This window comes from Halomonas sp. KO116, from assembly GCF_000734975.2.
GTDB lineage: Bacteria > Pseudomonadota > Gammaproteobacteria > Pseudomonadales > Halomonadaceae > Vreelandella > Vreelandella glaciei.
This window is the reverse complement of the sequence record NZ_CP011052.1, coordinates 4159488-4178834: the sequence shown is the minus strand read 5'-3', so window position 1 is coordinate 4178834 and position 19347 is coordinate 4159488. Positions and strand designations below refer to the sequence as shown.

The following is a 19347-nucleotide window of genomic DNA, read 5'->3' as shown; positions in this document are numbered from 1 at the left end:
GCGATCTCTTCATGGGATTTTGCCCGGGCATCAGTCGCCCTTCAATTAAGGGAATCATCCAGAAAGTACGAGCATGGCGAATAGGGCAGCGAACCGATCTATCCATCATGGATATCGCTGGCTTTATCAATCCATACCTGCACGGTTGATGGAATTACTATGGGCATTATTACCGGTCCTTGATGTACCGGGTATCGTGCTACGTAAATCAGCGACTGGTCAGGTGGGCTATGCGAAAGTTCAAGCATCTTCGAGGACGGAAGACCAAAACAATTGCCATACTTGAGTGACTAGTGAAAGCGCGACCGACCCTGTTCGCTCACTGGTCGCGAGGAATGTCGGGTGCGTTTGCTTGATGGGAGCGGTGTGAGCCGAGAGGTTCACGCACCGTTCTGCGAGAGGCTGAGGGTGAAATTCCCTTGGTCTACTTACCTTAGCTATTGCGCCTCCGTTGTACGAGGCCAGCACTGGTATCTCTACCTGATCATGGATATCTACAGCCGCAAAATCATTGCCTGGGAAGTTCATGAGACGGAATCGGGTGATTTGGCTAAACAGCTGATGGAGCGTGCATTATTGCGTGAGAATTGCTGGCATCAGCCACCGATGCTGATGAGATGGTCTCCTCCCACTCCAAACCGGCGTCATAGTGCGCCAAGATAGAGGTGACATCCACTATCTGCATGAGCAGGAGAAGACCATGAATAAGCACCTGCGGTTTTCAGCGCCCCTGATTACTCTCCGAGGAACACTTGTGCCGGCGTACGATACCCCAGACGTTTTCTGGGGCGGTTGTTCAGCTTGGCAATGACTCTCCTCAATGCTAAGTCGCTCACCTTGCGGAAGTCCGTCCCTTTCGGGAAATACTGGCAATCAGGCCGTTGGTATTTTCATTGGAACCACGCTGGCATGAGCGGCACGGGTCGCAAAAATAGGTCTTGGCCGAGACGGCCTTAGCAACCTTACTGTGCTCTGCGAATTCCGACCCGTTATCCAAGGTGATGGTGTGAACTGCCCCTCTGCGTGGCGCCAATAACCGAGTCATCGCCTTCGCTGTTCTCGTGGCCGTGACTCGATTAAGAACTCACGAGCCTGAGTGCCTGAGCGCGTGCGTTCACTTAGCGTGGTCATTAAATTTCCCCTTTATGCTCTGTTAAAGCCGTCATACAAGAATCTGACGGCTCAGAAGGAAACGCCTGGGCGCGCATTAGTGAGATGCAGCAGCATATAGTTGAGGTTGCCAAAAGAGGTTCTGACCGAGTCGGCCGAACCCCCGGCTAGTTTGATGACGAAAAGCCCGCTGTTGGTTATCGGCCATCGCGCTTTGCCCATCCGCGTCACGAATATAACGGGCCAACGTCATTGCCGCAGGCTGGCCGTAGCGCGCACCTGGCGAACCACACGTCCACACATGGCGAAGTGTCATTGCAATATCGGGTTCATGAGCATCCAGGTATGCAAGTCCGTAGGCACACGCCTCTAGCGTAAACACATCATGGCTACAGAGCTTCCACGCAGCGTTTGGCTTGCCTTTGGAGTCGTAGGTGTATGTCTTGCCAATATCGTGCAACAGCCCTCCCACGAAACAGGCTTCCTGCATGAGACGAGGCATGGTTGGTTCGTTAAGACGCAGCATCGCTACCGAGTGATTGGCAACTTCCAGCGAATGCTGTAGCAAACCACCTGGGTACGCATGGTGATAATTTACGCTGGCGGGCGCATTCAAAAAAGCTTCAAGACGATCCTTACGTTCCAGTACCCGCGTCAAAAACGCTCGAAGGCAGTCTGATTGAAGCGACTGTACGGTCGCGACTAACTTATCGAATACCTCTGGCATCGGGGAGTACACCCGTGGCAACGATTGCAGGGTATCCATAGAGGTCACTTCATCCCGGGACGCCCTGCGGAACTCATCAAGAATGAATTGGCCTGACAAACACTTCACGCCGGAGGCGGTAACAAAGTCCAGATGGCCGATGCGCTCAGGTACTGTTGTTTTGCTCAAGTTGAGCATCGCGATTTGATCCCCCACACAATCGCTTAGCCGCAGCTTTAAGAAAGGCGTTTTCGCGTTGTCGAACTCCACCACGCGTCCAGTAAGGCGATAAGTGCCCTTGAAGGTACGAGACAGATGAGTAGGGACGTTATCAAGCCGTTTCATGATGCTGCTCCTTCTGGGGCTTAGTGGGCGTGGTGTTGCCTAACAAACGCTCAAAGGCAGAGCCATCCATACGGGTGGCATTGGGGACGTAACGTGAATAAACCTTGAACAGCATCTCGGTTGAACTATGGCCCAGCATTCGCGCCACCCACTCTGGATTTTCGCCAGAAGCCAAAAAGAGTGTCGCGGCAGTATGGCGTGTTTGATAAGGACGCCGCTTGGTCAGCCCAAGAGACTTGAGTAAGGGGTACCACACGCGCTTTGTCACGTTATTGTGATCAAGCGGCTGTCCCATCTGATTGCAGAACACGTACTTACTCATGTGCCCAGTGGCGGCGTACTGCGTTTTGAGGGCGTCATACACCTGCCCGAACATGGGGATTTCTCGTTGCGATCCATCGGTCTTGGTGTATTCCGTTTCACCATTGATTAATGTTTCTCGTACTAAGATTTCCCGCTTAGCAAAATCAATGTTTTTCCACTTCAATCCATCGACTTCACCAGTACGCAGGCCGGTAAAGAACCGCACGGTGTAATAGTTGCAATAGTCTGGGCGTACATTGTCGATGATGCGTTGCACCTCGTGTAGAGAAAACGGCTCGATATGCGTCTTCTGTAGCTTTAACGGCTTGATGTTTTTGTACGGCGTCTCAAAGTCGAAACGCTCGGCCGCCTCATCGAGCACCATACGCAAAATGGACATATGGCTGTTGATCGTTTTAGGCGATACCAACCCCGTGGCACCACGGCCCCTGCGCTTGGCTAGTTTGGTGCGGAACGCCAGGATGTCCGACTTGGTGATATCTCCGATGTGTTTTTTCCCAAACGTTGGCTTCAACGAGCTATCCAAGATCGAACTCACATTCCGTACGTGAGAGGTACGCCATTGGATTTTGCTCTCGTCGAACCACTGATCAGAAAAATCATTAAAGAGCGGTGTGTCTAAATCGCTGACAACTTGAGGTTTAGCTGTATTGGTAGGCTGAGAAGTCTTCAATTTCTGCAAGTTGCTGCTATTAGGAAAGAACTCTGCATAATTGAATTCGCCGAGCAGCATTTTTGCTTCCATGCGCTGTAAAAGCCCCTCCAACTGCTTACGATTTTTTGCGTTGTCGTCTAGAAGCGTTTGTTCACGAAAACGTTGCCCGTCATACCTGAAGTCGATAAAAAGCTTTTTGCTCTCTTGGCGGACGCGAACCTTACCCATGGCATACGCCTCCGTTCGCCATTGGAATGGCGATTGCTTGCTCACGAGGGGTCGCTTTCAGCATTTCTTCCTGAATAGTTTCCCAGATATAAAGGATTTTCCGACGCCCAAAGGGGCGGATGTAATGAGTGCCTTCAATGAGCACACTATCTTTGAGTTGCTGGCGGATAGTACGCGCATCGTACTTGATAAGTGATGCTAGCTCTTCTGTTGTCAAAAAAGTGCAGGCCATGAGACTATCTCCTAGATCAAGTGATCATTTGATAATATTTTTAATCGTTCGATTATAAATATAAACGATCAAATGATTATTTCAATACATTTTTGATAATTTTAATAATCACAATGGGCAAAGAGATGATTCGGTATCACTTAAAAGAGCTGATTGCGGAGAAAGAATTTGAAGAACGGCGCAGGATTACGATAGGCGAGATAGCAAAAGAAACGGGTATTAATCGGATGACGTTGTCTAAGATCATCAACCATCCAGGGCATAGTACGGTGACGGATAACCTAGATAAGCTCTGCGACTACTTTGATTGTGAGATCGAGCAGTTGGTGACGCATATCAAGGAGACTAAAGATAGATCTGCGCCAGTGTCCGACTAAGAACGTAGTATGGAAATTAATGGAGGGGTAGGAATTTGCCGTCAGGTGCCTGAAGGTCATGCAAATTTTTGATCTTCAGGGGCAATGAAAATATTGGGCACGGTATGGGCACAATATAGGCACAGAGGAATTTGAAAAGGCGGGCAACAAAAAAGGCAGACCAGTAAATAACTGATCTGCCTTTCAAAATATTGGTAGCGGGGACCGGATTTGAACCGATGACCTTCGGGTTATGAGCCCGACGAGCTACCAGACTGCTCCACCCCGCATCAACGTGTGGCGTATTCTACAGAGTTTTTACGTGAAGTCAATAGAGGTATTAACACGTTCGGCTTATAGCAGTGGCGTACATCCTACTGCAACATGAAGGGAGTACAGCTATGCTTCAGGTAGCTATAACAAAAAGCTTACGTTGGTGCATTGCTAACGCGAATAATGCACTAGGGTAATACAAGCGCAGATGCGCTTTTTCACAATGGCTTGCGGCGCAACGTGCGTGCGGTTAGATCCAAGCCATTTGTCATATCAGGGAGGTAGTCAATGGCCAATCAAGCCCCCGTCGCCTGGGTAACTGGTGGAACTGGTGGTATCGGTACGGCAATTTGTCGTTCGTTGGCAGAGGCGGGTTATCTGGTCGTCGCGGGTTACCGCAACCCCGATAAGGCCAAAACCTGGCTGGAGTCGCAGCATGCTGACGGCTTTAACAACATCGAATTGTCGGGTGTCGATCTCGCTGACCACAATGCCTGCCTGGAAGGTGCCCGCGAAATCCATGACAAGTATGGACCCATCAGCGTGCTAGTGAACTGTGCGGGTATTACCCGTGACGGCACCCTGAAGAAAATGACTTACGAGCAGTGGTATGAAGTGCTTGATACCAACCTCAACAGTGTTTTTAACACCTGCCGTAGCGTTATCGAGATGATGCTTGAGAATGGCTATGGCCGGATTATTAATATTTCCTCCATCAATGGTCGTAAAGGTCAGTTTGGCCAAGTGAACTATGCGGCTGCCAAGGCCGGTATGCACGGTTTGACCATGTCGTTGGCGCAGGAAACAGCGACCAAAGGTATTACGGTCAATACCGTATCGCCAGGCTATATTGCTACCGATATGATCATGAATATTCCAGAAAAAGTGCGCGAAGCCATTCGGGAAACGATCCCAGTGAAGCGCTATGGCACGCCAGAAGAGATTGGCCGCTTGGTCACTTTCTTAGCCGACAAGGAGTCAGGATTTATCACCGGTGCTAACATCGATATCAACGGTGGTCAGTTTATGGGCTAGTGGTTCGCCATAGGCTGATAAACGCTAGCTCCCTTACCAGGGAGAAACGCAAACGGGAGGCTATTAGCCTCCCGTTGTTATTGAACGATACGCCAAACTATCGCTAAACCATCATTAAGGCAGTGGAACCCGAGCCAGTCGACTCAGTAGATTATCCAACTCTTCCACTTCAGCGTCCCATAACGAGGTGGGCAGTGGTCCCAGTGCCAAAAGCGCGACTAAGATGTCGGTGACCTCTAAATCACGGCTGCGTTCTTGTTTGAAGCCTTCGTTCAAGCGTTCTACTTGAATAGCCAGCCGCAATGGTTCATCGCTTTGCCGTACGCTACCCACGGCCAGCATTGAGAGATGTACCCTTAATCGGGCGAGAGACTCAGCCAGCTTAGCGTGATCAGCGTCAGATAACGGCACCGCTATACGATGGCGCTGCTGGTTACGAGTGTTATGTGCTTCGCTAAAACAAGCAGGTAATGAGTCGCTGAGCACTGCCTGGGCATCTACATCGCTGGGGATGCCCTCATTAAGGTAGTGCTGATCAGCGGCTAAGTGAGCATTCACGAGCGGCATAATAGCGTGCCATTGCTGAACCGTATTGGCGACGGCGAGCCGATTTAAGCGTTCGCGACGCGCCCGCACAATACCACTCATGCGCCGCTGCATACCTTCACTACGGCGATTGCGTGGCAGCGGTTCGAGTTGGTTAGCCTGGTTTAGAAAATTCTCCAGCGTGGTTGCTTCGCTAGCCTCAATAGGTTGCCAGCTATCCATTTGGTCGATCAGCGTTTGCATTTCGTCAAGCTGCTGTTGTTGACGTGCCGCTTGCTCATTTTTGTGCGCATCGCGCTGGGCAAAAAGCTGGTCACACTCATGACGAAAGGTTTTCCATAACGTCTGCTCTTCGCCTTTGGGCGCACGACCTAACGCTCGCCACCGAAGCTGTAGCTGTTTGGTTAAGTGGATTCGCTGTGCTAGTGGTTGGCTTTCATCACTTCGCAGAGCCGTCACCTGACCAATCAATCCGCGTTTCTGTGAGGCAATAGTCTCGGCGCGCTGATCAATCAATGCCTGTAGTTGTTGGCGAATAGTACCGAAGCGGCGTCCAACGGCTTCAGAGTGATCTCGCGGCACCGGGCTATAGTGGCGCCATTGGAGGCGTGCTTTGTCGCGAATTTGCCGAAGTACATCCGGGTCGGCGTCTTCAGCAGGTTGAGCCAGCAGGCTTTCAAGCTGGTCGCATAACGCTTCTCGGGCTTGAAGGTTGGTCTCACGCTCCTCGCTAAGCTGTTGGCGCCAGGGGGCTAAACGTTCGTGGATACGATCTGAGGCGCTGCGAAAGCGCGTGGCCTGCTCCCGGTTGGCAGCGGCATCACCCAGCGACTTCCACTCTTTGACCAACTGAAGGTGATGACGATCAAGCGCCTCTTCTGCCATGTGAAGATCATTGGCGAGGGCTTCAATACTGGCACAGAGCTGCTCGCGCTTAGGTCCGGCGACGAAACCTCGCCAATCGCGCAGTTCCGCTAATCGTGCCGCTAAATGCTTCAGACGCGCTTTAAGCGGTTGAGCGGAGGCACTTTCAAACCCTTCAATGCGCGGTTTAAGCCGTTGATGAAGGCGGCTGGCGCTTTTGAAGGCGCCCCGTTCTAATAAGTGCTCAAAGGTGTCGAGTTCGCCAGCATAAGTAGTGAGCGTGGGATGGTCTTCGATGGGCTGCGAGGGCGCCGAATTTTCAGCGTTAAGAACCGTTTGGGCGCGCCCAAGCAGCGCGGGCGGTGTTAAGGCGTCCGGCCATTGGCATTGGGTGATCTGCGCCGCTAAGGTGGCGTGATCTTCGTTAGCCAGCGCCTTTTCCATATCGGCGCTAACCGCGCACCAGCGCTGCCAGGCTTCTAAGCATTGATCGTAATCTTGAATCGCCAGCGTGTAGCGTTGTCGCATCACATCGCTAGGCGGGTGCATATCGGAAAGGGTTTGCCAGCGTTGATCGAGTAGCTGGCGCTGAGCGCGCAGGCTGTCTATATCCTGTACGGTCATGGCCGCCGCGTGGCGTAGCCCATCAAGCGTCTCTTCTATTCCTTCAAGCAATTGCTCGCGGGTGTTCTCCGCTTCGTCCCGGCGCTCTATGCTCTGCTGCCGAGCCTGCTCTCGGGTTTCATGATCATGCAACGTCTTGCGGCAATTTAGCCTGGCTTGGTGGAAGCGCTGCTCCTGCTCTACGCTTGGCGGTTGCGTGAGTTGTTCCCACTGCCGCTCAAGATGCCGGAAGCGCCCGCCATAAAGTGGCTCCCACGGGGCACGGGCATGTTGCTCAAGTTGGTTAAGCAGCGTTTCGCGCTGCTGCTCTTCCGCTTCCAGCCACTGGGCGTCGCTGCGCAACCGGTTAAGCCGTTCCCGCGCCAAGCGTACAACCTGGCGGTCACGGCGCGCTTCTTTCAAAAGTCGTTTGAGTCCTTCTTCGTCCTCAATTCGCTCCGCAGCCTGGTGTCTAACAGCGGCCACGCCATTATGGCAAGCCTGATGAATCAGATCATTCTCATCAGTCAGCCTGTCCAGTGCGCTTAAGCGCAACGTCAGGTTGTCGGCTTGTAAGGCCACCGCGCTCAGTACCCGCGGCTCTTCAAGACGTTCAATAAGCGCTTGGCGTTGCTGCAGGTCGGTGTGGCCTTCGCGTCCGCTCAACCGTTGGCAAATGGCATTGAACCAAGCTTCATCCTGTTGATGATGCGAATAAGCATCGACTAAGCTTGCACAGTCATCCAAGGCCAGTAGCGCGGCAAGGCGAATCTGGCTATCGGGATCTTGAGAGAGCGACTGCAGCGCCTGGCGCTGTTCTGATTGTTCAGGGTCGAGTCGCTGGAGGGCCTGACGACGTACTTCGGGGTCGGGATGCTGCCACCGAGGTGCGAACAGGCGTCTTAACAGTCCGTGCATGGATCATCCTGCTGGTGCGTAGCGTGAAAAAAATCGTTAGTCAGCAATGCGGCGGTTGCAGTCACCGGCGCTGTCGCTTAGCTTGGCCTTACTATCTTGTAATAAGCATGGTGTGGTAAGCGACTATTTTCTAGACCACAATGCGTGATAGTACGCTACCTTTATCTTATCTGAACATGACAGGGAGTTCGGCCATGAGCCTTAACGTGGATAGTGCCGCTGTGGCCTTTACCTTTAAAGGCGGCATGCTGCCGATGACCGTCATGGAGCTAAGTAGCGCTGATCCGGAGCGAATCCGGCAGCAGTTGGCTGGCAAACTTTCCCAATCACCTGCTTTCTTTCAGCATACACCGGTTGTGCTCAGCGTGGAAAAGCTGGATGAACCGCACTTAGCCCTTGAACGTATTTGTGCCGTGTGTCGTGACCATAAGCTACTGCCGGTCGCGGTACGCGGTGGCACCGAGCCTGTGCGTCAGTCTGCCTGGGCGCTGGGGTTGGGATGGTTCCCGCCGGTAGAAGAGGGGCGCGCGCGGGTACTTGAAAGTGTTACTAGTTCGCCAGTGCATGAAGTGACCCGCGAAGAAACAGAAGTGAGTGAAGCAGAAGCGCCTGCGATTGCCACTCGCCTATACCGGGGTACCGTTCGCTCGGGGCAACAGGTGAGTGCTTCTGAAGGCGACCTGGTCGTGATTGGCGCGGTGAATGCCGGTGCAGAAGTGTTGGCAGCCGGCAGTATTCACGTATATGGCGCCCTGCGAGGACGTGCTCTAGCGGGCATCCATGGCAATACTCATGCGGGTATATACTGCCGTGAATTGGAAGCTGAGCTGCTATCAGTGGCGGGGAATTACAAACGATCTGAAGATATTGACCCGCAGCTTTCAGGACGTCCAGCAGAAGTTCACTTTACAAAAGAGCAGCTTGAGATTAAGCCTTTAGGATAAGGTGTTTTCATGAGGGCGCGTTGATGCTTCATGCCTAGCGACGCCGATGACTCGATCCGTTACAGTACGGCATGTTTGATGACATTGATGTTCCCGTTATGTGCAGAGCGCCAACTGACTCGCGCTCGCGACGAACGACTTCAAGAAGGAAGTGAATCTTGGCCAAGATAATTGTAGTGACCTCTGGTAAAGGAGGGGTCGGCAAAACCACCAGTGCGGCGGCAATTTCCACAGGGCTTGCGCTGCGCGGTAAAAAAACCGTCGTCATCGACTTTGATGTGGGTCTTCGAAATCTCGATCTCATCATGGGCTGCGAGCGGCGTGTGGTATATGACTTAGTCAACGTTATTCAAGGCGAAGCGGGGCTTAATCAAGCGCTGATTCGTGATAAGCGCGTTGAGAATTTGTTTATTTTGCCGGCCTCGCAAACCCGCGATAAAGATGCATTGACCCAGGAAGGCGTTGCGGAAATCCTGGAGAAATTGAAAGAAGATTTCGATTTTATTCTATGTGATTCCCCGGCAGGTATTGAACGCGGTGCTCAACTGGCGATGTATTTTGCCGATGAAGCCATTGTGGTTACCAACCCTGAAGTGTCGTCAGTGCGTGACTCTGACCGTATTTTAGGGTTGCTAGCCTCTAAAACCCGCCGTGCGGAGCAGGGCGAAGACCCTATTAAGGAGCACCTGCTGGTCACTCGCTATAATCCAGAGCGAGTCACTTCCGGTGATATGTTAACGCTAGACGATATTCGCGAAATTTTAGCGATTAATCTGCTGGGTTTGATTCCTGAGTCAGAGGCCGTTCTGCGTGCTTCTAACCAAGGGGTGCCCGTCACCCACGATATCTCGAGTGACGCTGGTCAAGCTTATAGCGACACCGTATCGCGCCTACTGGGCGAGGACATGCCACTGCGTTTTCACGAACTGCAGCGTAAAGGCCTGCTTAGTCGCATGTTCGGGGGAGGTCGTCGATGAAACTACTGGAGTTCTTGAAGCGTGAGCGCAGGAAATCCGCCTCGGTAGCCAAAGAACGTTTGCAAATTATTGTGGCGCATCAGCGTAGTCAGCGCGGCCAGCCTGACTATATGCCATTGCTTGAGCGCGAACTGCTTGAGGTTATTCGTCGTTATGTACATGTGGACGACGACGCCATTCAGATTTCGCTGGATAGCGAAGACAACTGCTCTGTACTCGAGCTGAACGTTACGCTTCCGAAGAGCTGATCTTAACAACTGAATACGCGGCGAAAGGGGTGGCGGGTGTGCTAGGCTTGGGCTTTTCATTGCCCAGCGGAGTGTTTGTTCATGGCGCCACCCAATGCTGCCCCTGCCAGTTTTCTTTGGCATGATTATGAAACCTTCGGGGCTGACCCGCGTCGCGACCGGCCCGCACAGTTTGCCGCGCTGCGCACTGATGCCGATCTCAATGAGATTGGTGAGCCCATTGAGCTTTATTGCAAACCGGCCGATGACTATTTACCCCATCCTGCGGCCTGTTTGATTACCGGCATTACCCCCCAAAAAGCCCAGCGCCATGGTCTCCCCGAAGCTGAATTCGCGGGAGATATTCAGCGCCATATGAGTGAGCCAGGCACCTGCGTAGTCGGCTACAACAGCCTGCGCTTTGATGACGAAGTGTCCCGCCACCTGTTTTACCGCAATCTGCTCGACCCTTATTCCCGCGAGTGGCAAAACGGCAATTCCCGCTGGGATTTGATTGATGTGGTGCGCGCTTTTTATGCGTTGCGCCCTACGGGCATCGAGTGGCCGCTGCGTGAAGATGGCGCACCCAGTTTTAAGCTTGAGCACTTAACGGCAGCGAACGGCATTGCCCATGAAGGAGCTCATGACGCAGTGGCCGATGTGCGCGCAACAATCGCCTTGGCGCGTCTTCTCAAAGAGCGCAATGCGAAGCTGTTTGATTACTTGCTCGGCCTGCGCGGTAAGCGTGCGGTGGCTAAACAGCTCGACTTGCCCAATGCCAAACCGCTACTGCATATTTCCCGCCGTTATCCCGCTAGCCGTGGCTGTAGCGCCCTGGTGATGCCGTTGGCTGAACACCCGACCAACCCCAACGGGGTCATCGTTTACGACTTAAGCGTTGATCCCGGCGATATGCTTAGTATGTCGGTGGAACAGATTCGTGGCCGTGTGTTTGTAAGCCAGCAAGATTTGGCAGAAGGCGATGTACGCATTCCGCTGAAAGTGATTCATATCAACCGCTGCCCGGTGGTCTTTCCTGCCAGTGCCTTAAAAGATGTTGATGGGCCGCAAAAAGGTGAGTATGGCTCTATCGTTGAGCGTTTAGGCTTGGATGTGACGGCCTGTCGGCAGCATTGGAAAACCCTACGTGATGCCAGCGGTGTGGCTGAGAAGGTCGCAGAGGTATTTAACGCAGGCTATGAAGATGCGCCGCAAGACCCAGATCTAATGCTCTATTCTGGCAGCTTCTTTTCCGCCGCTGACCGCCAGCAGATGGAGCGTGTGCGTGAAATGGAGCCGTGGGACTTGGTGGGGCAGCGTTTTGCGTTCCAAGATCCACGCTTGGAAGAGATGCTGTTTCGCTTTCGTGCGCGTAGCTACCCCGACACCTTGGAAGGCGAAGAGCGTGAGCAGTGGGAGGCGTATCGCTGGATGCGCATTAATGACCCTGCGCTAGCGGGCTTTACTTTAAAGGCGTTTGCGCGGGAGATCGCTCAGTACAATCAGCAAACGCTTACTGATCGCGAGCGGCAGATTCTGGAAGAACTGGTCATGTTCGTCGAAGCCATGATGCCAGCTCAGGCGTTTGACGCCTGAGCTGCTATCAATAACGAGCCGTTACGATTAAGTGTTACGGGGTGGCTTGCTGTTCATGCACGCTGGGCAGTGGTGAACGGGCCTCCCGATAATCGCCGACATCGCTGGGTTCATCGCCTGGATTAAAACGCACGTCTAGCATGTGTTCGCGTAGCGATGGCCAAAGGGCTTTGATGTCATCAAGGCTAACGTTAAGCACTAATTCCGCCAGTTGGTCGCGGCGGTCAAAGCGCACGTCTTCCAAGGCCGTTGCCTGCCAGTAGCGATTAGCCATACCAGATAAGCTCGTGTCGCGCTGGCGCAGCTGGTCGTGAACGGCTTGGCGGTGGGGCGCTAACGCTTCGTCGCTTAACTGATCAAGACGCTGGCCAGCGTCCTCAAGAAACGCATCCATCCGCTCGGCGATCGTATCGCTGTCGGCATCTGGCGATTGCACCACTAACGCAATGCCTGGTGCTTCTAGAAGGGGCGAATAGCCAGCGTTAACGATGTAGCCAAGTTGCTGTTCAGTGCGCAGTTGCTGGTAGAACGGCGTATCCAACCACTGGGCAATCACGCTGGTCGTTGCTTGCTCTTCAGGAGTTTGATCACGAGCTTGCAGATAGCGCAGCACCAACGATTCATCTCGCGAGCTATGAGGGTGCAGTACGGTGTGCTCTTCATTCACCGCCAGTGGGGTTAGGTTGGGTATCTCCTCGCGGGTTAAGCGTGGACGTAGTTTGGCGCGCATCAGCTCTGCTTGTTCGCGAGCTAGCTCGGCATCAAGGTTGCCGACTGCCATGGTATCGACATAGAGATCATCCAGAAAGCGTTGGCGGAAATTCTCTAGGTGGTGACGGTCAAAGCGTTCACTGGCGGCGAGCAGTTCAGCAGTCGACCACTGCGGTGTGAGCAAGGCTTCGCCGAGTGTACGGCTGGCTTGGCCATATAACGACGCCTGGGGCGCGTTACGCCATTCACGCTGCAGCTGGTAACGCACACGCTCAAAAGCACCCTCGTCAATCTCTGCATTTTTAAGCTGCTCAATCGCCTGCTCAATTAGAGGCGTTTGCCCATCCCGCCAGCCTGAGAAGGAGAGCGTCATGCCGCGGGAGTGCGGGTAGGCGCTAAACGATTGGCCTGCTAGCCACGCCGGGTAGAGAGATTCATTCAGGCTGTCGTTAAGCCAGCTGGCGAGCAGCTGGGTAAGCACCGCCTCTTGGGCGGAGTAGCTGGCGGTTGGATTTTGCAGGCTGACACGCCACTCGACGCTGGGGGTATTAAAGCGCGCAGCCTGCATATGCCAGGCGGTAAACGATGGCGTATCGATCAGCAGGCTAGGGTGCTCATCCTGCCCTTCCAGCAAGGTTAAATCATTGGCGATAAAGGGGTTGGGGCCGGGTAGCGCTAAGCCGCTTAAGGCTTGACCCGGCTGGTCGGGCGCTTGCTCGCGCCACTCAGTGTTAAACCAGGGGGATACGGTATCGCTTTCCACTTCCGGCGCTGAGTAGAAGCGCAGCATATTATCCGCCGTTAGTGCGTCCAGGTACTCTTGTTGACGCTCGGCATCAGGGCCATCCATGCGGTAAGCCGCGTACTGCACATCTTCTACCGGGTAGCGCGAGAGGCTCATTGAGAGGCGCGTCGCTTCCTGCTGAGGTGCACCATGCTGCTGGAAACGGAATCCCTGCTCGTTAAGGTCTGCCTGTTCCTCGTAGCGCCACTCGGCGAGGCCGTCGTTACGCAGTTGCTCAATGGCCCCCAACAGAGTGGCTTCAATATCGTCCAGGCGCTCGGCACCCGCCGGAGTCAGGCTGATGGAAACAGTGAACAGTGCCTCGTTTCCGTCGCCCTGGCCAACGCCAGCGGAAAGGCCGTCGGCAAGCCCTGCATTGCGCAGTACCGCCAGCAGGCTGCCATCGCCTTCATCGCCGAGTAAATGGGCGATCAGTTGTGTTGGTTTTGTGCGGTAGTCGTCGGTGGGGTCGGGCACTGGGAAGTAGAAGCGTAGCTGGCGTCGGTTTTGCAGCGACTGGCGTTCGATATAGCGGGGCAGGGTATCCGCCTCCACTAACGGCGCTTCTATGAGCGGCACGTTCAAATCATTGTCGGGAATAGCGGCAAAGCGTTCAGCGACCCACTCTTCCAACTGATCCAGTGGTTGAGGCGCGACAATGGCCAGGTTCATGACATTGGCGTCGTAATACCGGTGATAAAAATCAATCACTCGCTCGCGTAGGGGCGTTTCGCCTTCAGGTGGACTAGCTAATGTCTCGCGGCTACCGACGGCAAAGCCGGTGGTGGGGTTGTCAGGGTTGAGTAGCTGATTCAGGACATCTGTTTCTCGCCGTGATTCGTCACGGATCCGAGCCATATACTCCGAGTGAACAATATTGCGCTCGCTTTCCAGGTGGTCCGCATTGAACAGCGGCGAAAGGAAAAACTCGCTGAAGCGGTCAAGTGCGCCCGGCAGTGCCGATGGCTCAATATCAAAGAAGTAGTTGGTGTCCTGCTGCGCGGTAAAAGCGTTATGAGAACCGGCGTTATTGGAGATGTAGCGCTGGTAGCCGTCGGATTCTGGATACGGTTCGGTGCCTAAAAACAGCATATGCTCCAGAAAGTGTGCCAAGCCCTGGAGATCATCAGGGTCTTGCGCGCTGCCCACGCGGACATTCATTGACGCTGCTGCTTTATCTGCCTCGGGGTCGCTGACCAGCAGCACATTAAGCCCATTTTCAAGCGTCAAAACGCGGTAGTCGCGGCTGTCATAAGGACTGGTGATCGGAGTGACTGTTTCTTTAACAGCATCCACTGTGCCCGTGTCGGTAACGGCCTCATTGTCGGTGGCTAACGCAAGCGGCGCTACCCAAAGGCTTATGATGACACCGAGCAGTGCACGCTGAGGCAGTTGATGCCAGTGCTTGAAACAAGGGGATCGCAACATTACAGCTCCTGAGACACAGCCCATCGCAGCATCGACCCGGTGGGGTGGGCACAAGCCGATGACTGATAGGCGGGATTATTGACATATTTAGATACCGGAAAAGCGCCCAACAGTTCCAAAGGGGCGGGCGCTAGTAGTGAATTAAGCGTTTCAGTATCGGTATCGGGGTTGAGCCAGGTGGATAGCGCATGATTGGGAATCACCACCGGCAGGCGATCCGTTAGTGGTGATAGCAGAATATTAGCGGGCACGGTAATCAAGGCAGTGGAATCGGTGAACGCCGTTAAGGTGGTGTGATAGCGGCACCACAAAGCGCCCAGCAGTAGCGGTGCCCGGGACACCTGAGTCACTAAAAAAGGCTGTTTGCTGCGTGGCTGGGTTTTCCATACATAGAAACCGCTGACCGGAATAACGCAGCGGCGTGCAACGAAAGCATCGCGAAACATCGTCCGAGATTCCAAGGTTTCAGACCGGGCGCAGTGCGGTGCGTGATCCAGCACTTCCAGCCAAGGCGGCGTAAGGCCCCAGAAAACTGACGAGAGCCGATATTGGCCCTGCTCAAGGCGAATCGCCGAAATGGGCCGTCGAGGTGCTAGGTTCGGGGATTCTATCAGCGGGTCCTGAAGATCAAGTGTTGGCAATAAACGGGTTAGCGGTAAGTTTTGCACATGCAGTCGTCCCGTCATGCCTGTCTCCTTAAGCAAAATCGTCGTGGAAGTGGCCCTGGATGTGAGGAATTCGCGCAATTAAGCACGAATTGTAGCGTTTTAGTGTCGAAAACAGTGTTCGATGTAAGGTATCCTATAGTAACCCTTACTCCCGCTAAAGTGCAGTGAGGCATTCCTCCTCGTTTGCCGTTGACCTTAAGAGATCGCCATGGCCCGTCCTAGACAGCATGCGCCCGATGCCCTCCATTCGCAGGTCATGCACGCTTGTGATGAGTGGTTGGCTGAGCAGCCAGTCCATGGTCTTTCACTGCGTGCCCTGGCCAGGGAAGTCGGCTGCGCCCCCAGCACGCTACTCAAACTATATGGCAGCTTCAATAACTTGCTGCAGCACGTCAATGTGGAGACGCTGGCGCGCCTGCAGCACACCATTACTAGTTTAGTGGATGATGATCCTGAACCATGGTTACGTTCGTTAGCCCGTGCCTACTGGCTTTTCGCTGAACAAGACTGCTACCGCTGGCAGTTGCTTTTCGATTACCCGTTAGCCAAGGAAGGTGAACTTGATCAGCGCCAGAGCGATTTGATCGAAGCGCTGTTTACCCAAGTAGAAGCGTCGCTTAAATCCTACCAGCCAGCGCTGGATGATCTCGAAGCCCGCCGTTTGGGGCGCACGCTGTGGGGCAGCGTTCATGGTTTAGTCCAGCTAGGGCTTAATGAGCGATTGGGCTATTGGCAGGGTCAGCAATTAAAAGTAGATGAGCTGCTGGATCAACTGATGAGTACCATTCTGGCGGGTCTGCGCCATCGTGAGGCGGCGACGTGAGTGGGTGGGTCAATGCGGCTCGCCAGGTGCTGCGCTGGCTGATTTTTATCTCCATGCGCCTTTGCTACCGGCTGCAGGTTCATGGGTGCCACCATATTCCTAAGCATGGGGCGGCGCTGGTGGTGTGTAACCACGTAAGCTTTATGGATGCCTTGGTGCTCGGCGGTGCTAGCCCTCGGCCGCTGCGCTTTGTTATGGATCAGCCGATTTTTGATTCCCCTTGGCTGAAGTGGTGGTTCCAACTGGTCGGCGCTATTCCCATCGAGTCTGATCGGCGCAGCCCCGGCGCCCTCAGGCGTGCCTTGGATGACGTAAGCGCAGCCCTTCGTCAGGGCCAGGTCGTGATGGTATTCCCTGAAGGCAGGTTGACCCCGGACGGTGAAATTCACGCTTTTCGCCGTGGCTTGGAGACAATCCTGGCGCGGGATGATGTGCCGGTAATCCCTGCTGGATTGGCAGGCTTGTGGGGTTCCTGGACGTCTCACCATGGTGGTAAGGCGCTGAAGAAATACCCCAAGCGGTTTCGTGCGCCGGTCAGCTTGCACTTCGGCCCACCGCTCAATCGTCTGGATGCCGATGATATGGCGCTGCGGCGGTTTCTTGAGGCAAGAGTAAGAGCGTTAAAAGCGGTGGCTGACCAGGATCTGGCCAACCGCCATTAACTTGCCTGTAACTGACTAGCGGCGTGGCAGGCGTATTTTTTGCCAGCAGCGTGCCGAGGTAATGAGATTGTCTCGGATCTCTAGAATCTCCATGCGCATATTGTCGATCTGCAGGCATGCCGGGCCTTCCGGGAAAGCTTCAAGGTGTTCAAGGATTAGCCCGTTAAGCGTCTTGGGGCCATCGGTAGGTAGCTGCCAGCCGAGCATCTTATTAATCTCTCGAATATTGGCGGTGCCTTCGATCACATGGCTGCCGTCGTCCTGCTGGTGAATCTCTTCATCTTCAGAGACATCGGTGGTGAACTCACCAACGATCTCTTCGAGAATATCTTCCAGCGTGACCAAGCCCTCAACATCGCCATACTCATCTACCACGATGCCAATGCGCCGCTTCTGCTTTTGAAAGTTGAGCAGTTGGGTATGGAGAGGTGTCGACTCGGGAATAAAATAGGGCTCGCGGGCTTCCTGAACAATGGATGCTTTGGTGACTTCATCCCGAGAGAGAAAGCGTGCCGCATTACGCAAATGCAGCATACCGATAATATTATTGATGTCGCCTTTATAAACCGGCAGTCGGGTGTGCTGACTGGTACGAATCTGAGTCAAAATATCTTCAAGCGTGTCATCCAGGTCGATACCCAAAACCTCATGGCGAGGCACCATAATGTCATTTACGGTGACGTTCTCAAGGTCAAGAATCGACAGGAGCATGGCGCGGTGACGGTAGGGAATCAACGTGCCAGCTTCGTGAACCACCGTGCGCAGTTCATCACGCGTTAGGCTGTCACCGCCGTTATCGACGCTTTTAACGCCCACTAGCCGGAGCAGGCCGTTAGACATCACGTTAACCAGCCATACCAGCGGGTAGAGCAGTTTCAGCAGCGGCTCAAGGGCATAGGACGTGGGGTAGGCAATCCGCTCGGGCTTAATCGCGGCGTAGGTCTTCGGCGTCACTTCGGCGAAAATCAAAATCGTGATGGTCAGCAGGGCGGTAGAGATAGCAGGCCCTGATACGTCACCAAAGAAGTGAATGGCAATAATGGTCGCAATTGAGGCCGCCAGGTTGTTGACGAAATTATTACCGATCAGGATAACGCCAATCAGGCGGTCTGGGCGTGTGAGCAGGCGCATGACCCGTTTGGCTCTGCGATCTCCGCTGTTGGCTTGATGGCTCAAGCGGTAGCGGTTAATCGACATCATGCCGGTTTCAGAACTGGAGAAGAAAGCAGAAAGCACTATCAGTAAGGCTAGCAGGCCGAACAGTAACCCCAGGGGGAAGTCGTCGCTCAAGTCGAAAAGTCCTTTGTGGCGGATTAGGCTCGATTTGTAGAAGGTAGCGAGTGGTGTGTCAAGACAACCAAAGGCGTGGTCACGCCCCCGTTAGTGATTGAGCCGTTATCTGTTGAGCAGTATCTCAAGTACGAACTTACTGCCAAAGTAGGCTAACACCAGCAAGCCGCATCCGCCCAGCGTCCAGCGGACGGCACGCATGCCGCGCCAGCCAAAGCGGTAACGGCCAACTAACAGGGTCGTGAATATTACCCAGGCCAATAGCGAGAGTACGGTTTTGTGCGCCAAATGCTGGGCAAAGAAGTTGTCCAGAAAAATAAGCCCGCTCGCGATGGATAGGGTCAATAGAATAATGCCCGCCCAGACCAGCTCAAAAAGTACCCGTTCCATCGTGGTTAGCGGCGGTAACGACTGCACAATGCCGCGAATATGGTGGTGGCGTAACGCCTGGTTCTGTAAACCGACCAGCACCGCCTGAACGGCGGCGATCGCCAGCACGGCAAACGCCAGGGCTGAGCTTATCGCATGTAATAAAATGCCCGGTGTAAGGCCGGTATGGCCGCCCTGATTCGGTAGCCAAGTAGCGGCAAGTAGTGCAACACCCGCCAGCGGAAAGAGCGCAATACCGGCGTTAAGCACCGGTTTAAACAAGCTGGCCACCAGCACGACGTTGACAGCCACCGCCATTAATAGCGTGGCGCTAGTGGTAAAGCCTGGAAGCAGGCCAGGGGATTGGCCGACTAATTTGACCACCACAGGAATATGCAGCAGTAGGCCCAATACGGCGAGCAGGCGCACCATGCCCTGGCGGGGAGGCACACGCCGGAACAGCGTCATGCCCTGCCAAATGGCCGCGGCAACATAAAGAACAAAAGCAATCGTGGCGAAAGGGAGCGCCTGCATGATGCTATCCGTGCGCCTTGCAGCGCGTTGCTGTGAATAAATAAACGAATTAAGTGTGATTGCGACGAGAATCTATCCAACTACTATAACGAATCCAAGCGGCGTCGCCCAGCAGGGCAAACGTAGGAAAATAGGTATG

Annotated in this window: 17 protein-coding genes, 1 tRNA gene and 1 pseudogene; 9 read left to right on the top strand and 10 right to left on the bottom strand. The window is 53.9% G+C overall.

The genetic code is table 11. The annotated features are described in order from the left end of the window. The first annotated feature begins 182 nt into the window (after nucleotides 1-182). Nucleotides 183-290 carry a hypothetical protein gene (locus KO116_RS25925; protein WP_235272432.1) on the top strand — a complete coding sequence of 36 codons (108 nt, stop codon included), beginning with the start codon at nucleotides 183-185 and terminating at the stop codon, nucleotides 288-290. A gap of 444 nt (nucleotides 291-734) precedes the next feature. Here the strand turns inward: KO116_RS25925 and KO116_RS24805 are convergent. The 4 genes and pseudogenes from KO116_RS24805 to KO116_RS19090 all read right to left on the bottom strand — a co-directional run. Beyond that, nucleotides 735-1069 (bottom strand): annotated as a pseudogene (locus KO116_RS24805) (IS30 family transposase); the annotation flags it as partial. Nucleotides 1070-1207: 138 nt separating this feature from the next. Continuing rightward, a complete protein-coding gene (locus KO116_RS19100; RefSeq protein ID WP_035565004.1) occupies nucleotides 1208-2161 on the bottom strand; it encodes a TraI domain-containing protein in 954 nt (317 codons plus the stop codon). Beyond that, complete coding sequence (locus KO116_RS19095; protein ID WP_035565002.1) at nucleotides 2148-3368, bottom strand: tyrosine-type recombinase/integrase; 1221 nt, start codon at nucleotides 3366-3368, stop codon at nucleotides 2148-2150. Before KO116_RS19095 ends, KO116_RS19100 begins: the two co-directional genes overlap by 14 nt. Beyond that, nucleotides 3361-3600, bottom strand: a complete 240-nt coding sequence (locus KO116_RS19090) for a hypothetical protein (protein WP_022520247.1) — start codon at nucleotides 3598-3600, stop codon at nucleotides 3361-3363. Before KO116_RS19090 ends, KO116_RS19095 begins: the two co-directional genes overlap by 8 nt. Before the next feature lie 125 nt (nucleotides 3601-3725). On the opposite strand from KO116_RS19090, the gene KO116_RS19085 reads away from it, so the two are divergent. Continuing rightward, nucleotides 3726-3977, top strand: a complete 252-nt coding sequence (locus KO116_RS19085; RefSeq protein ID WP_035565000.1) for a helix-turn-helix domain-containing protein — start codon at nucleotides 3726-3728, stop codon at nucleotides 3975-3977. A gap of 192 nt (nucleotides 3978-4169) precedes the next feature. Here the strand turns inward: KO116_RS19085 and KO116_RS19080 are convergent. Further along, a tRNA-Met gene (locus KO116_RS19080) sits at nucleotides 4170-4246 on the bottom strand. Between the two features lie 271 nt (nucleotides 4247-4517). Between KO116_RS19080 and phbB the strand changes: the two genes are divergently transcribed. Beyond that, nucleotides 4518-5264, top strand: coding sequence for an acetoacetyl-CoA reductase (gene phbB, locus KO116_RS19075; protein ID WP_035564998.1), 747 nt, complete (start codon nucleotides 4518-4520; stop codon nucleotides 5262-5264). Between the two features lie 114 nt (nucleotides 5265-5378). Here the strand turns inward: phbB and KO116_RS19070 are convergent, their stop codons facing one another. Next, the gene (locus KO116_RS19070) at nucleotides 5379-8195 is read right to left on the bottom strand and encodes a DUF349 domain-containing protein (protein WP_035564996.1); all 2817 of its coding nucleotides are present in this window, start codon (nucleotides 8193-8195) and stop codon (nucleotides 5379-5381) included. A 194-nt stretch (nucleotides 8196-8389) separates the two neighbouring features. On the opposite strand from KO116_RS19070, the gene minC reads away from it, so the two are divergent. The 4 genes from minC to sbcB all read left to right on the top strand — a co-directional run bounded on the left by minC (nucleotide 8390) and on the right by sbcB (nucleotide 11939). Continuing rightward, a complete protein-coding gene (gene minC / locus KO116_RS19065) occupies nucleotides 8390-9139 on the top strand; it encodes a septum site-determining protein MinC (RefSeq protein ID WP_035564994.1) in 750 nt (249 codons plus the stop codon). 158 nt (nucleotides 9140-9297) lie between these two features. Continuing rightward, a complete protein-coding gene (gene minD, locus KO116_RS19060; RefSeq protein ID WP_035564992.1) occupies nucleotides 9298-10116 on the top strand; it encodes a septum site-determining protein MinD in 819 nt (272 codons plus the stop codon). Then, nucleotides 10113-10364 carry a cell division topological specificity factor MinE gene (minE, locus tag KO116_RS19055; RefSeq protein ID WP_035564989.1) on the top strand — a complete coding sequence of 84 codons (252 nt, stop codon included), beginning with the start codon at nucleotides 10113-10115 and terminating at the stop codon, nucleotides 10362-10364. The genes minD and minE overlap by 4 nt, the downstream gene beginning before the upstream one ends. A gap of 81 nt (nucleotides 10365-10445) precedes the next feature. Then, complete coding sequence (sbcB, locus tag KO116_RS19050) at nucleotides 10446-11939, top strand: exodeoxyribonuclease I (protein WP_035564986.1); 1494 nt, start codon at nucleotides 10446-10448, stop codon at nucleotides 11937-11939. A gap of 34 nt (nucleotides 11940-11973) precedes the next feature. Here sbcB and KO116_RS19045 read toward each other — a convergent pair whose 3' ends face one another. Both KO116_RS19045 and KO116_RS19040 read right to left on the bottom strand, forming a co-directional pair. Then, on the bottom strand, nucleotides 11974-14862 hold the full coding sequence (locus tag KO116_RS19045; protein ID WP_035564984.1) for an insulinase family protein: 2889 nt from the start codon (nucleotides 14860-14862) through the stop codon (nucleotides 11974-11976). Next, nucleotides 14862-15548 carry an SOS response-associated peptidase gene (locus KO116_RS19040; protein WP_035564983.1) on the bottom strand — a complete coding sequence of 229 codons (687 nt, stop codon included), beginning with the start codon at nucleotides 15546-15548 and terminating at the stop codon, nucleotides 14862-14864. Before KO116_RS19040 ends, KO116_RS19045 begins: the two co-directional genes overlap by 1 nt. 190 nt (nucleotides 15549-15738) lie before the next feature. Between KO116_RS19040 and KO116_RS19035 the strand changes: the two genes are divergently transcribed. Beyond that, nucleotides 15739-16353, top strand: a complete 615-nt coding sequence (locus tag KO116_RS19035; RefSeq protein ID WP_008958733.1) for a TetR/AcrR family transcriptional regulator — start codon at nucleotides 15739-15741, stop codon at nucleotides 16351-16353. Nucleotides 16354-16406: 53 nt separating this feature from the next. After that, complete coding sequence (locus tag KO116_RS19030; RefSeq protein WP_218927599.1) at nucleotides 16407-17015, top strand: 1-acyl-sn-glycerol-3-phosphate acyltransferase; 609 nt, start codon at nucleotides 16407-16409, stop codon at nucleotides 17013-17015. Between the two features lie 15 nt (nucleotides 17016-17030). Here the strand turns inward: KO116_RS19030 and KO116_RS19025 are convergent, their stop codons facing one another. Both KO116_RS19025 and KO116_RS19020 read right to left on the bottom strand, forming a co-directional pair. Continuing rightward, on the bottom strand, nucleotides 17031-18305 hold the full coding sequence (locus KO116_RS19025; RefSeq protein ID WP_008958731.1) for an HlyC/CorC family transporter: 1275 nt from the start codon (nucleotides 18303-18305) through the stop codon (nucleotides 17031-17033). 105 nt (nucleotides 18306-18410) lie between these two features. Further along, a complete protein-coding gene (locus tag KO116_RS19020) occupies nucleotides 18411-19208 on the bottom strand; it encodes a cytochrome C assembly family protein (protein WP_035564976.1) in 798 nt (265 codons plus the stop codon). Between the last annotated feature and the right edge of the window lie 139 nt (nucleotides 19209-19347).